Source organism: Nonomuraea antimicrobica (assembly GCF_039536965.1).
Lineage (GTDB): Bacteria > Actinomycetota > Actinomycetes > Streptosporangiales > Streptosporangiaceae > Nonomuraea > Nonomuraea antimicrobica.
Map to the genome: position 1 here is coordinate 33,156 of NZ_BAAAZP010000036.1, position 13,361 is coordinate 46,516.

Here is a 13,361-nt window from a genome sequence, read left to right on the forward strand (position 1 = left end):
GGCGGCAGCACGCGAGCACCCACAAGCCCTGCCCGAAGCAGGCGAAAACCCCGCGCCAACACGAAAAGGCCCCGCACGGTTTCCCGTGCGGGGCCTTGACGACCTACTTCCTGCCCGTGATCACCAGGCAGCGGCGGAGACCCTCAGGAGGGCCTCAGCTCTGCCCACCCGCGAGCTTCTCGCGCAGAGCCGCGAGCGCCTCGTCAGAGGCGAGCGCGCCGCTGGCCGGGGTGGAGGAGGTGGAGCCGCCGCCCTGCTGGGGCTGCGTCTCACCGGTGTAGGACGAGGGAGCGGCCTCGCCGGCCTCCGCCTCGGCCTTGCGGGCCTCCTCGATCTGCTTCCTGTGGGCCTCGAAGCGCTGCTGGGCCTCGGCGTACTGCCGCTCCCACTCCTCACGCTGCTTGTCGAAGCCCTCGAGCCACTCCCCGGTCTCCGAGTCGAAGCCCTCGGGGTAGATGTAGTTGCCCTGGTCGTCGTAGGTGGCCGCCATGCCGTAGAGGGTCGGGTCGAACTCGACCTCGGTGCCGACACCCTCGTTGGCCTGCTTCAGCGAGAGGCTGATGCGACGACGGTCGAGGTCGATGTCGATGATCTTCACGAAGATCTCGTCGCCGACCTGGACGACCTGCTCGGGAATCTCCACGTGCCGCTCGGCCAGCTCGGAGATGTGCACCAGACCCTCGATGCCCTCCTCGACCCGGACGAACGCACCGAACGGCACCAGCTTGGTGACGCGGCCCGGCACGACCTGGCCGATCTGGTGGGTGCGGGCGAACTGCTGCCACGGGTCTTCCTGAGTGGCCTTGAGCGACAGGGAGACGCGCTCGCGCTCCATGTCGACGTCGAGGACCTCGACCGTGACCTCCTGGCCGACCTCGACCACCTCGGACGGGTGGTCGATGTGCTTCCAGGACAGCTCGGAGACGTGGACCAGGCCGTCTACGCCGCCAAGGTCGACGAACGCGCCGAAGTTGACGATCGAGGAGACGACGCCCTTGCGGACCTGCCCCTTCTGAAGGGTGTTGAGGAACGTCTGGCGAACCTCCGACTGCGTCTGCTCGAGCCAGGCACGGCGCGACAGGACCACGTTGTTGCGGTTCTTGTCGAGCTCGATGATCTTGGCTTCGAGCTCACGCCCGACGTACGGCTGCAGGTCGCGCACGCGGCGCATCTCAACCAGGGACGCCGGGAGGAAGCCGCGCAGGCCGATGTCGAGGATGAGACCACCCTTGACGACCTCGATGACGGTGCCGGTGACGATGCCGTCCTCGTCCTTGATCTTCTCGATCGTGCCCCAGGCGCGCTCGTACTGAGCCCGCTTCTTGGACAGGATCAGGCGACCCTCTTTGTCCTCCTTCTGGAGAACCAGGGCTTCGACGTGCTCTCCGACTTCCACGACGTCAGCAGGATCGACATCGTGCTTGATCGAAAGCTCGCGCGAGGGAATGACACCCTCGGTCTTGTAGCCGATATCGAGAAGAACCTCGTCTCGATCGACCTTGACGACGGTGCCCTCGACGATGTCGCCGTCGTTGAAATACTTGATGGTCTCGTCGATCGCCGCGAGGAAGGCTTCCTCGGACCCGATGTCGTTGACCGCTACCTGCGGGGTGCTCGAGGTGGCCTCAGTGCTGGACGTCATGTGTGGAATTGCTCCGAACGCGGACAGGATGTCGATGTGGCGGATGCGCGGCAGGCCCTCTTCCGCATCAAGCCGAGGAATTACGACATCGACGTGACCGAGCGCGAGCCCGCTCCGTCTGAGGCGCGCGCGAGCCCACAGCGCAGCGATCAGCATATGAGACCTTCGCCACGGGGTCAATCCGGGGAGGAGTCAATAGACGATGACCTCACGCCCTCGCTTGGCGACGATATTACCTCGAAGATTCTCCGGCATGGAGATCCGCTCCGGGTCGCCGTCGCTGACGAAGCGTTCACCAGGGTGCTTGTCCAGCCACTCCAGCCAGTATTGCGAGCACCACTTGCGGCACTCGCCCTTCTTGCCGTTGCTCTGGATGCGCTGGATCGCCCCGCGGTCAAACTTTTTCGCGTACGGCGAAAGTGACGGCTCGGCCCCGGCGAGGAACACTCCGGCAAAATCATATCGCGTGCCGTCCCAGGACCCGGTCCTGGCCGGTTTCTTGCCCCGGGGCAGCGACCCGTACGGCAGGGCCATCGTCTCCGACGGCGGCGCGCCGAGCTTCCCGAGCAGGCGCTCGATCCGGACGATCTGCTCCTGCACCTTCTTGCGCTTGAGACGGCGCAGGTCGGGGTGGCTCCAGGTGTGGTTGGCCACCTCGTAGCCGTGCTCGACCAGCCAGCGTACGGCGGCCGCCTGCGCGTCATGGTCGCGCAGCCCGAAGGGTTCGCGGTTGATCCAGAACGTGGCCGTCGGCCGGAAGCCCGGATATCGGCGCGCGACGTCCTCGATCACGCCCACGGCCGAGTCGGGCCGTGGCGCGCCGCTCGCGTCGAGCCCGAAGTGGCTGCGGTGCCCGTCGTCGAACGTCAGCACGACCGGGAACTTCCCCGCGGGCACCCGGATGTCGCCGGTGACGAACTCCCTGGCGGTGATCGGCACGTATCCCTTCTTGGCCAGCTTCTCCAGCTCGTCCCTGAGCTGGGTGGGCGTGCGGTCGAGCGAGGCGATCCGCTTGGCCAGGACGCGGTGGTACATCAGCACCGGCACCAGCCCGGCCTCGTTGGCGCGCACCTGGCGGGCGAACTCGGGGGTGGCGACGGCCCCGGGCGGCTGGCCGACCGGGGAGGGGGTCGGCGGCCCCGGGCTGCCCTCGGGCGTGGCGGCCGCCTTCGGCTCGGCGGATCTCTGCTCGGTGCGTGCCTGCCCGCCGGGCGGCCGGGGCTCGCCGGGTAACAGGCTCAGGCCGGCGACGGCGACGACGATCACCAGTACGTTCGCGATGCCGACGATCCGCGTGAGAGATGCTGGTTGCCGCACGAAACTCCCGGCCGTTCGGTGAAAAGGTCACACAGATGCGGAGCGCCGCCGTCCGGGCGGCCCGGCCTCAGTGGCCCGCGTCTTCCCAGGTGCGCCCCACGCCCACGGAGACCTCCAGCGGCACCCGCAGGTGGTAGGCGGCGTTCATCTGGTCGCGGACGAGCTGCGTGAGCCGCTCCAGCTCGCCGGGCGCCACCTCGAACACCAGCTCGTCGTGCACCTGCAGCAACATCCGCGAGGTCAGCGCCTCCTCGCGCAACGCCTGGTGCACGTGGAGCATGGCGACCTTGATGATGTCGGCCGCCGAGCCCTGGATGGGGGCGTTGAGCGCCATCCGCTCGGCCATCTCGCGACGCTGACGGTTGTCGCTGGTGAGGTCGGGCAGGTAGCGGCGGCGGCCCATGATCGTCTCGGTGTAGCCGTCGGCGCGGGCCTGGGCGACGATCGCGTGCAGGAAGTCGCGTACGCCGCCGAACTCCTGGAAGTATTCCTCCTTCAGCGCCCGCGCCTCGGCCACCGGGATGGTGAGCTGCTGGGCCAGCCCGAAGTCGGACAGGCCGTAGGCCAGGCCGTAGTTCATGGCCTTGATGCGGGCCCGCAGCTCGCCGTCGATCTGCTCGGGCGGCAGGTCGAACACCCGCGCCGCGGTGGCCTGGTGGAAGTCGTGGCCCGACTCGAACGCCGCGATCAGCGACTCGTCGCCCGACAGGTGGGCCATGATGCGCAGCTCGATCTGGCTGTAGTCGGCGGTCAGCAGCGTCTCGAAGCCCGCGCCGACCACGAAGCCCTGCCGGATGCGGCGGCCCTCGGCGGTGCGGATCGGGATGTTCTGCAGGTTGGGCTTCTCCGACGACAGCCGGCCCGTGGCCGCGATGATCTGGTTGAACGTGGTGTGGATGCGCCCGTCGTCGCCGATCTCCTTGATGAGGCCCTCGACCGTGGTGCGCAACTTCTGCTGGTCGCGGTGGCGCAGCATGATCGTGGGCAGCTCGTGCTCGGTCTGGGCGGCCAGCCAGGCGAGCTGGTCGGCGTCGGTGCTGTAGCCGGTCTTGATCTTCTTCGTCTTGGGCAGGTTGAGCCGGACGAAGAGGATCTCCTGGAGCTGCTTGGGCGAGCCGAGGTTGAACTGCTCGCCGACCGAGCGGTGGGCCTCCTCCACCGCGTGCTTGACCGCGGCCCCGAACTCGGCCTCCAGCCCGGTGAAGTATTCGCTGTCGACGGCGATGCCGGACTGCTCCATCCCGGCCAGCACCGACAGCAGCGGCAGCTCGACGTCGGCCAGGAGCTGGGTGCCGCCCCGCCCGGCCAGGAACGCCTCCAGGGCCTCGGACAGCTCGCGCACGGCGTGGGCGCGCAGGGCGAGGTCTTTGGCCGGGGCGTCCTCGTCGTCGCCGAAGAGCGCGGCCTGCCCGCTGGGCTCCTCCTCGGCCCGCAGGTCGCGGTGGAGGTAGCGGCGGGCGAGGTCTTCGAGGGCGAACGTGCGCTGGCCCGGCATGGCCAGATAGGCGGCCAGGGCGGTGTCGCAGCTCAGGCCGCGCAGCTCCATGCCCTGCGCCCACAGGGCCAGGATGGGCCCCTTGGCGTCGTGGACTGCCTTGGGCTTGGTCTCGTCGCCCAGCCAGGCCCGCAGCGCGGCCTCGTCGCCCTCGGTGAGCTTGACGGGGTCGATGTGCGCGGCGGTGCCGTCGGGCGAGGCGACGGCGATGGCGTCGATGCGGCCGGTGCCGCTGCCGTAGGAGCCCTTGAACGCCAGCCCGGCACGGCCCTCGGGGAGCGCGGAGAGCCACCCGGCGACCCGGTCGGGGCCGAGCAGCACGGTCTCGACCTCGAAGCCCTGCTCGGGCTCCTCCTCGCCGGTGCCGAGCACCTTGAACACCCGCTCGCGCAGCTCGCCGCGGATCTGCAGGCTGTCGAACAGCTTGTTGATCTCCTCGCGGTCCCACGCGCCCTGCTGGAGGTCGCCCAGCTCGACCTCGACGGGGACGTCGCGCAGCAGCTCGGTGAGCCGGCGGTTCATCAGCACCTGGGCGACGTGCTCGCGCAGCTTGTCGCCGACCTTGCCCTTGACCTCGTCGACCCGGTCGACGAGCGCGGTCAGCGAGCCGAACTCGCGCACCCACTTGGCCGCGGTCTTCTCCCCCACGCTGGGGATGCTCAGCAGGTTGTCGCTGGGGTCGCCGCGCAGCGCGGCGAAGTCGGGGTATTGCGCCGGGGTGAGCCCGTATTTCTCCTCGACGGCCTCGGGCGTGAACCGGGTCATGTCGCTGATGCCGCGCCGGGTCATCAGGACGGTGACGTGCTCGTTGACCAACTGCAGCGCGTCGCGGTCGCCGGTGACGATCAGGACGTCCATGCCCTGCTCGTCGGCGCGGGTGGCCAGGGTCGCGATGAGGTCGTCGGCCTCGAATCCGGCCCTGGACAGGCGCGGGATGCGCAACGTGTCGAGCAGCTCGAAGATGAGCTGCATCTGGCCGCGGAAGTCTTCCGGCGTCTCGCTCCTGTTGGCCTTGTATTCGGCGTACGCCTCGTGGCGGAACGTGGGCTCCGACCGGTCGAAGGCCACCGCGACGTGTGTCGGCTGCTCGTCGCGCAGGACGTTGGTCAGCATGGACGTGAACCCGTAGACCGCCTCGGTGTGCTGACCGTCGGTGGTCATGAGGTTGGCGTCCTTGAGCGCGTAGAACGCGCGGTAGGCCAGGGAATGCCCGTCGAGCAGCAACAGGCACGGGCGGTTGGGGGTCACTTCACTCTTCGGCACAGAGGCAGCCTAGTCTGCGTCTGCGACAGAAAACCTGAGCTCGGAAGAGTGGAGGCGTCCCTTTGACGCAGACCGGCCCCACGGACCCCGCACCCGCCCCCACGTCCGCGGACCCCGCCCTCCTGGATCCCGCGTTCTTCGGCGCGGTGTACGAGGGCACGCTCGCCCACCGGATGGGCATCGAGTTCCTGGAGGCGAGCGCGGAGCGGGTGGTGGCCAGGATGCCCGTGGCGGGCAACACGCAGCCGTACGGGCTGCTGCACGGAGGGGCCTCGGCGGTGCTCGCCGAGACGCTGGGCTCGACGGGGGCGGCCATCCACGCCGGGCCCGAGCGCATCGCCGTGGGGATCGAGCTGAACGCCACCCACCACCGCTCGGCGACCTCGGGTCACGTCACGGGTGTCGCGACGCGGTTGCACGGGGGTCGCACTCTGGCGACGTACGACATCGAGATCAGCGACGAGCGGGGACGGCGCGTGTGCACCGCCCGCCTCACCTGCATGCTGCGCGACCGCTGACCATGACGTCACTTTGACCGATTCTTTGCACGCGGCCCCCACGGGTCGCTACGGTGGTCCCCACCAGAGCCCGCGGGGAGGCCCAGTAGAAAACGTGTTCGGTCCCGCTCGAGCGCGGAGGTTCCCGCGTACGGCAGGGTAAGCCCTACACGGCCCCAAAGGCCGCCCCGCGGGCTCGTCAGGCTTTCGCCGCGATCGTTACCGACTTGTTTCCCAATGCGCCAGGTGTATACCCCGATTTAGCCCCTGACCAGCATTGTTGGTTCCTCACATGAGTGACACACGCATGTCACTAATTGGTGACGAACCATGCTGAAACGGGCGTCGCAGGAATAAGCTCCCGCCATTGCATCCCAGTTGTGCCTGCGATGCGCGCATGTCGAGATGGAGGGGCACAACCCCGCCTTGACTACCCGAGGGAGCACCATTGCGCAGAGCCGTGATCGCGTTCACGGCCTTTCTGAGTGGACTCATCTTCCTGATCGCCGGCCCCGCGCACGCGGACCCCGCCGATTGCCAGGGATTGAGGGGCACACTCAAACTCCAAGGCCAGCCAGTGAACGGCGCCAAAGTCGCCGTGACCACCGAGGGCGGACAACCCGTCAAGGAGGTCGCAACCAACGCACAAGGCACGTGGGACGTTCAGGTCGACAAACCGGGTAAGTACCAGGTCACCCTGGATGTCAGCAGTCTGCCACCGAACTCGGAAGTGCGCGGCGGCACCAATGTCCGCACCCCGACGGTCTACGAGGGCAACTGCTCCACGGTGCTGTTCGCGCTCCAGCCCAAGGGTGCCGCGAACCAGCAGCAGGGGGACGGCGGTGGCGGGAGCACGTTCTGGGCGCAGGCGGCGCAGCTCACGTTCGAGGGCCTCAACCTCGGCCTGATCATCGCCCTCGCCGCGCTCGGCCTGTCGCTCATCTACGGCACCACCGGCCTGACCAACTTCGCCCACGGCGAGCTGGTCACCCTGGGCGCGATCCTGGCCTACGCGTTCAACATCGGCATGGGGCTGCATCTCATCCCGGCGGCGGTGATAGCCGTCGCCGTCGCCGCGGTCCTCGGGTATCTGCAGGACCGGCTCTTCTGGGGGCAACTGCGCCGGCGCGGCACCGGCACGATCGCCATGATGATCATCTCGATCGGCGTGGCGCTCTTCCTGCGGTACGTGTTCCTGATCTTCTTCGGCGGCCAGACCGAGGCGTACGCCCAGTACACCGCCCAGCCCGGCATCCAGGTCGGCCCCATCTCGGCCGCTCCCAAGAACTTCGTCGCCATGGGCATCGAGCTGACGGTCCTGATCATCGTCGGCATCGCGCTGCTGCGCACCCGCACCGGCAAGGCCGCCCGCGCGGTGGCCGACAACCCGGCGCTGGCGGCCTCGTCCGGCATCAACGTCGACCGGGTCATCCGGATCATCTGGACGTTCGGCGGCGCCATCGCGGCACTGGCCGGCATCATGCTCGGGCTCTCGCAGAACCTGAAGTACACGATGGGCCAGGACATCCTGCTGCTCATCTTCGCCGGCGTCACGCTCGGCGGTCTCGGCACCGCGTTCGGCGCCCTGGTGGGCTCGCTCGTGGTCGGCCTGTTCATCCAGGTCTCGACCCTGTGGGTGCCGCCGGAGCTCAAGAGCGTCGGCGCGCTGGCCGTACTCATCATCGTGCTCCTCGTCCGGCCGCAGGGCATCCTGGGCCGCCGCGAGCGGATCGGCTGATCGGGGGAGGATCACCATGGACTGGATCACGATCATCAGCACCACCCTCAAGGCCGCGGTCAACGTCGAGACGGTGCTGTACGGACTCGCCGCCATCGGCATCAACATCCACTTCGGCTACACCGGCCTGCTCAACTTCGGCCAGGCCGCGTTCATGGGCGTGGCCGGTTACGGCCTGGCCGTGACGGTCACCGTCATGGGGCTGCCGTTCTGGATCGGCATCATCGTCGGCCTGGTCGCGGCCGTGATTCTGGCGATCCTGCTGGGCATACCGACCCTGCAGCTACGCGCCGACTACCTGGCCATCGTCACCATCGCCGCGGCGGAGATCGTCCGGCTCATCTTCCGCTCGGTGCAGTTCAAGAGCGTCTTCGGCGGCTCCGACGGCCAGCGCGGCTTCACGGACGGCTTCTACGCGCTCAACCCGTTCCCCGACGGCGAGTACGGCTTCAACCTCGGGCCCGTGCCGCTGTTCTTCAACCACCGCACGCTGTGGGTGCTGGTCGTCGGCTGGCTGCTGGTGGCCCTGTGCTGCGTCATCGTCTTCCTGCTGATGAAGAGCCCCTGGGGCCGCGTGCTCAAGGCCATCCGCGAGGACGAGGACGCGGTGCGCAGCCTGGGCAAGAGCGTGTTCTCGTACAAGATGCAGTCGCTCATCCTGGGCGGCGTCATCGGGTGCCTGGGCGGCTTCATCTACGGCCTGGCCTACGGGTCGGTGCAGCCCGACGTCTTCGGCACCGAGACCACGTTCTACCTGTACACGATGGTCATCCTGGGCGGCGCCGCCCGCGTGCTCGGCCCCGTCGTCGGGGCGATGCTGTTCTGGGTGCTGCTCGTCCTGCTGAACGGCGTGCTCAGCGAGGCCGTCGGCGCCGGCGTCATCACGTTCATCGACACCAACCAGGTCGGCGCCCTGCGGTACGTCTTCGTCGGTCTCGGCCTCATCCTGTTGCTCGTCTTCCGGCCACAGGGCATCTTCGGTGACAAGAGGGAGATTGCGATCGATGCACGCTGAGACCCCCACCACGACCACCGAGCGCAAGGCCGCGGCACTGGCGGCCTTCAAGGATCTGGCGCGCGAGCCCGGCGTGCCCAAGCCCGACCCCATCCTCGTGGTCGACAACGTGGTGCGCCGCTTCGGCGGCCTGACCGCCGTCGAGGTGGAGCACGTCGAGATCCAGCGCGGCTCCATCACCGCGCTGATCGGCCCCAACGGGGCGGGCAAGACCACGTTCTTCAACCAGCTCACCGGCTTCGACACGGCCGACTCCGGGTCGTGGCGGTTCAACGACCGGTCGATGAACGGCGTGCCCGCGCACAAGGTCGCCCGAGCGGGCATGGTGCGCACGTTCCAGCTCACCAAGGCGCTCTCGCGCCTGACGGTGCTGGAGAACATGCGCCTGGGCGCGCAGCGGCAGAAGGGCGAGAACTTCTGGCGGGCCCTGGTGCCGAGCTCCTGGCGCGGCCAGGAGGACGAGATCACCGAGCGCGCCGAGGAGCTGCTGGCCCGGTTCAAGCTCGACGCCAAGCGCGACGACTTCGCCGGGTCGCTGTCCGGCGGCCAGCGCAAGCTGCTGGAGATGGCCCGCGCGCTCATGGTCCAGCCCGAGCTGGTCATGCTCGACGAGCCGATGGCCGGGGTGAACCCGGCGCTGACGCAGTCGCTGCTCGGGCACGTCAAGGACCTGCGCGAGCAGGGCATGACGGTGCTGTTCGTCGAGCACGACATGGACATGGTCCGCGACATCAGCGACTGGGTCGTCGTCATGGCGCAGGGCGCGGTGATCGCCGAGGGCCCGCCGTCCACGATCATGTCCGACGAGCGCGTGATCGACGCCTACCTGGGCGCCCACCACGACGCCCCGCTGTCGGACACCGAGCTGGCGGCCCAGCTTCACGAGGCCGAGGCGGCCCTGGAGGCCGAGATCGAAGAGGAGACGCAGAAGTGAGCGCCGACGAAGCGCCGGCCCCCGGCCCGGCCCCAGAAGCGGCAGCAGCAGCGGCAGCAGCAGCGGCAGCAGCGGCCCCAGAGCCGGCACAGGACGCCGAGGCGGTGTCCAAGGCGGCCGTCACCGACCGCTCCGCCCACTTGGCGGGCGCCGAGGACGCGGTGCTGCGCTGCGACGAGCTGATCGCGGGCTACCTGCCCGGCGTCAACATCCTCAACGGCTCCGACCTGTACGTGAAGGACGGCGAGCTGATCGGCATCATCGGCCCCAACGGCGCCGGCAAGTCGACGCTGCTGAAGGCCATGTTCGGGCTCGTCAACATCCGCAGCGGCACGGTGCTGCTCAAGGGCGAGAACATCACGAACATGAAGGCCCACTCGCTGGTCGCCCGCGGCGTCGGTTACGTGCCGCAGACCAACAACGTCTTCCCCAGCCTCACCATCGAGGAGAACCTCGAGATGGGCGCCTTCCAGGTGCCGGGGAAGTTCAAGGAGCGCTTCGAGTTCGTGGCCGAGCTGTTCCCCGCGCTCAAGGAGCGGCGCAAGCAGCGCGCCGGCTCCCTGTCGGGCGGTGAGCGGCAGATGGTGGCCATGGCCAGGGCCCTCATGACCGAGCCGTCGGTGCTGCTGCTCGACGAGCCGTCGGCCGGTCTGTCGCCCAAGCTGCAGGACCTGGTCTTCATCCAGGCCCAGCAGATCAACAAGGCCGGCGTCACCGTGATCATGGTGGAGCAGAACGCGCGGCGCTGCCTGCAGATCTGCCACCGCGGCTACGTGCTCGACCAGGGCCGCAACGCCTACACCGGCACCGGGCGGCAGCTCGCCAACGACCCCAAGGTCATCGAGCTCTACCTCGGGACGCTCGCCAAGGCGTGACGCGACGACCGAGACGGGGAAAGGGCTCCCCCAGGGCCCCTTCCCCGTCTTTTTGGTTGCGGGATGTGAACGGCATGCGAAGAGGGCCCGGTCGGGTGACCGGGCCCTCTTCGTACGCTTCTCCGGGACTCTGGGGCGGATGTTCAGCCGGCGATGTTGCCGGTGCGGTACTCCAGGGCCTTGATGGCGTACTTGTTGTCCTCGCCGTACTGGTAGATGCCGATGGTGGCGACCGCCGGGTCACCGGCCTCGTTGAACTCGACCGGGCCGCTGACGCCCTCGTAGTCGATGTCCGTGCCGGCCTTCAGCAGGTCGACGCACTCCTTGAAGCTCTTGCACTTCTCGCCGCCCTTGCTGACCTCGGCCAGCTTGGCCGCGATGTCCACGCCGGCGTCGCTCTTGGCGGCCTCGGCGGCCAGCGCGATCAGGTTCGCCGCGTCGTACGACTCGGGGGCGTAGCTGAAGTCCTCGAGGTCCTTGTTGACCTCGAGCAGCTTGGTCTGGAAGTCCTCGGGAGCCGCGGCGCCGGGGATCGTGCCCTTCACACCCGTGAGCGTGCCCTTGGGCATCTTCACGTAGTTGGTGTTGGAGGTGTTGCCGTCGACCATGTACCACTTGTGCTTGCTGGCCGGCATGCCCTGCTTGATCAGCTCCTGGACGACCTTCGCGGTCTCCTCGAAGCCGACCAGCACGATGCCCTTGGGGTTCTTGGCCTTGAGCTTGGCGACGTCGGCGGAGAAGTCGGCCGCCTTCGGGTCGTAGTCGACGCGCTCGACGACTTCGGCGCCGCCGTCGGTGACGGTCTTCTGGACCTGGTCGGCCAGACCGGTGCCGTACGAGTCCTGCATCGCCATGATGCCGACCGTGTCGTTGCCGTCGGCCACCACGAGGTCGCCCAGCACGCGGCCCTGCAGCTTGTCCGGCGGCGCGGTACGGAAGTACAGGCCGTTGTCGTTGATCGTGGTGAACGCGTCGGAGGTGTTGGCCGGCGAGAAGTGGATCACACCGGCACCCGTGATCTTGTCGATCACGGACTCGGAAACCGACGAGGACGCGGCGCCGATGATGGCGTCGGCCTTCTGCGCCAGCAGCTTGTCCACCGACTGCGAGGCGATGTTGGTCGTCGTGTCACCCGAGTCGGTGTCGAACTTGGCGACCGGCTTGCCCAGCACCCCGCCCGCCTCGTTGATCTCCTTGAGGGCCAGGTCGACCCCCGCGAACTCGGGCGGGCCGAGGAACGCCAGCGAACCCGTCTGCGGCAGCAGCGTGCCGAGGGTGAGCGTGCCGTCGCCCTTCGCCGCGGGGGCGGACGCGGAGGAGGCGGGCGCGGAAGCACTGGGGGAAGTCTGCGTGGCGGTGTCACTGCCGCCACCACCGCAGGCTGTCAGGGCCAGGCTGGTGGCAGCCACGACAGCCAGCGCCCGCCCCACGGGAGCAATGCGGATCATGAAGTGTCTCCTTCATCTCCAGGCCGGGATCCGTCAGCACCGCCGAGCGTTCCCGATCGAATGGAGGAAACGTACAAAATAGCTGTGTACTCCAACCAGGTCCGGTGGGGAACTGTCGGCACTTGGATGCGGAGTCGTAATCACTCCTCAACTTACGGACCTGCGTAAGGACGCTTAATCTGCGACAGGTGAAGCGTATTACCGTTCCCCTCGCGATGACCTTCCTCGCCACCGCTTGCGCTTCGCCGCCACCGCCCTCGGCCCCGGCCGCCACGCCTCCGCCCGGGGTGTCGGTCTCGCTCGCGCAATGGCGTTCGGACGAGCCGGTGCACGAGCTTCAGGTGGCCGTCCGAAATACCGGTGACACCTCCGTCTATTTCGCCGATCTTCAGCTTGTGTCGGCGTCGTTCACGACATTGCCGCCGCAGCGGGCCGACGCGGCCATCGGGAGGACCGAACGTACGGACCTGCCCATCAAGTACGGCCCCGCCAAATGCTCCCCGCAGGGGCTGCCTCAGGTCCGTCCTGCCACGGTCGTGGCCCACGTCCGCACCGGCTCCGAGGCCCTGCGCGAGGTGGTCTTCTCCGTGCCGCACCCCGACCCGCTGCTGGCCAGGCTGCTGCGCGACGAGTGCTCGGAGTTCCTGGTCAAGCAGGCGGCGAGCATCGAGTTCGGCCCTGAGTGGACGGAGACGGACGCCGAGTTCGGCAGTGGGGCGGGCGACGGGGCGAGCCGGGTCATGCGGGGCGACCTGGTGGTCACGCGGCGCGGGACGGGCGCGGTGACGCTCAACGACGTGGGCGGCACGACCCACTACATCGTCACCCCGGAGAGCAGGCCGCTGGGCACGCTGGCGGCCGGGGCGCGGCGGCTGGAGGTGCCGGTCGAGCTGAGCCCAGGTCGCTGCGACCCGCACGCGTTCGCCGAGGCCAAGAAGGCGTTCCTGTTCCCGGTGCGGGCCACCGTCGACGGGGGCGAGGAGCGCGTGGTGATCGTGACGCCGCCCAAGCCGCTGCAGGACCGCCTCATCGCGTACGCCCTGCGGGCCTGCGGCCTCCCCGGCTGACCGGGCGCCACCCGCGCGAACGAAAATCCCGCCCCCCACCAGGTACGGCGGGGAACGGGAGAGCCCCCGC

The 13,361-nt window shown here is 68.6% G+C and carries 10 protein-coding genes; 6 read left to right on the top strand and 4 right to left on the bottom strand.

The features are described 5' to 3' along the window. Positions 1-154: 154 nt before the first annotated feature. The 3 genes from rpsA to polA all read right to left on the bottom strand — a co-directional run bounded on the left by rpsA (position 155) and on the right by polA (position 5,717). A complete protein-coding gene (rpsA, locus tag ABD844_RS10955) occupies positions 155-1,642 on the bottom strand; it encodes a 30S ribosomal protein S1 (RefSeq protein WP_344875641.1) in 1,488 nt (495 codons plus the stop codon). A 192-nt stretch (positions 1,643-1,834) separates the two neighbouring features. Then, positions 1,835-2,959: a polysaccharide deacetylase family protein gene (locus ABD844_RS10960; RefSeq protein WP_344875643.1), complete on the bottom strand. Its 1,125-nt coding sequence runs from the start codon at positions 2,957-2,959 to the stop codon at positions 1,835-1,837. A gap of 67 nt (positions 2,960-3,026) precedes the next feature. After that, the gene (polA, locus tag ABD844_RS10965) at positions 3,027-5,717 is read right to left on the bottom strand and encodes a DNA polymerase I (RefSeq protein ID WP_344875645.1); all 2,691 of its coding nucleotides are present in this window, start codon (positions 5,715-5,717) and stop codon (positions 3,027-3,029) included. Between the two features lie 173 nt (positions 5,718-5,890). Here polA and ABD844_RS10970 point away from each other — a divergent pair, with 173 nt between their 5' ends. From ABD844_RS10970 to ABD844_RS10990, 5 genes are all read left to right on the top strand, one after another. Beyond that, positions 5,891-6,235, top strand: coding sequence for a PaaI family thioesterase (locus ABD844_RS10970; protein ID WP_344875779.1), 345 nt, complete (start codon positions 5,891-5,893; stop codon positions 6,233-6,235). Between the two features lie 556 nt (positions 6,236-6,791). Next, the gene (locus ABD844_RS10975; protein WP_344875647.1) at positions 6,792-7,952 is read left to right on the top strand and encodes a branched-chain amino acid ABC transporter permease; all 1,161 of its coding nucleotides are present in this window, start codon (positions 6,792-6,794) and stop codon (positions 7,950-7,952) included. 16 nt (positions 7,953-7,968) lie between these two features. After that, on the top strand, positions 7,969-8,967 hold the full coding sequence (locus tag ABD844_RS10980) for a branched-chain amino acid ABC transporter permease (RefSeq protein ID WP_344875649.1): 999 nt from the start codon (positions 7,969-7,971) through the stop codon (positions 8,965-8,967). Beyond that, positions 8,957-9,901 carry an ABC transporter ATP-binding protein gene (locus ABD844_RS10985; protein ID WP_344875651.1) on the top strand — a complete coding sequence of 315 codons (945 nt, stop codon included), beginning with the start codon at positions 8,957-8,959 and terminating at the stop codon, positions 9,899-9,901. Before ABD844_RS10980 ends, ABD844_RS10985 begins: the two co-directional genes overlap by 11 nt. Further along, positions 9,898-10,776 (top strand): ABC transporter ATP-binding protein, encoded by an 879-nt coding sequence (locus ABD844_RS10990; RefSeq protein WP_425568538.1) that lies wholly within the window; start codon positions 9,898-9,900, stop codon positions 10,774-10,776. Before ABD844_RS10985 ends, ABD844_RS10990 begins: the two co-directional genes overlap by 4 nt. A gap of 143 nt (positions 10,777-10,919) precedes the next feature. On the opposite strand, the gene ABD844_RS10995 is transcribed toward ABD844_RS10990, so the two are convergent. Beyond that, complete coding sequence (locus ABD844_RS10995) at positions 10,920-12,224, bottom strand: ABC transporter substrate-binding protein (RefSeq protein WP_344875653.1); 1,305 nt, start codon at positions 12,222-12,224, stop codon at positions 10,920-10,922. Positions 12,225-12,412: 188 nt separating this feature from the next. Here ABD844_RS10995 and ABD844_RS11000 point away from each other — a divergent pair, with 188 nt between their 5' ends. Then, the gene (locus ABD844_RS11000; RefSeq protein ID WP_344875655.1) at positions 12,413-13,291 is read left to right on the top strand and encodes a hypothetical protein; all 879 of its coding nucleotides are present in this window, start codon (positions 12,413-12,415) and stop codon (positions 13,289-13,291) included. Positions 13,292-13,361: the final 70 nt, after the last annotated feature.

Bases quoted from the DNA above. Each gene is read 5' to 3' on its own strand.
- rpsA (WP_344875641.1), bottom strand. From the start codon at position 1,642: ATGACGTCCAGCACTGAGGCCACCTCGAGCACCCCGCAGGTAGCGGTC.
- ABD844_RS10970 (WP_344875779.1), top strand. From the start codon at position 5,891: ATGGGCATCGAGTTCCTGGAGGCGAGCGCGGAGCGGGTGGTGGCCAGG.
- ABD844_RS10980 (WP_344875649.1), top strand. From the start codon at position 7,969: ATGGACTGGATCACGATCATCAGCACCACCCTCAAGGCCGCGGTCAAC.
- ABD844_RS10985 (WP_344875651.1), top strand. From the start codon at position 8,957: ATGCACGCTGAGACCCCCACCACGACCACCGAGCGCAAGGCCGCGGCA.
- ABD844_RS10995 (WP_344875653.1), bottom strand. From the start codon at position 12,224: ATGATCCGCATTGCTCCCGTGGGGCGGGCGCTGGCTGTCGTGGCTGCC.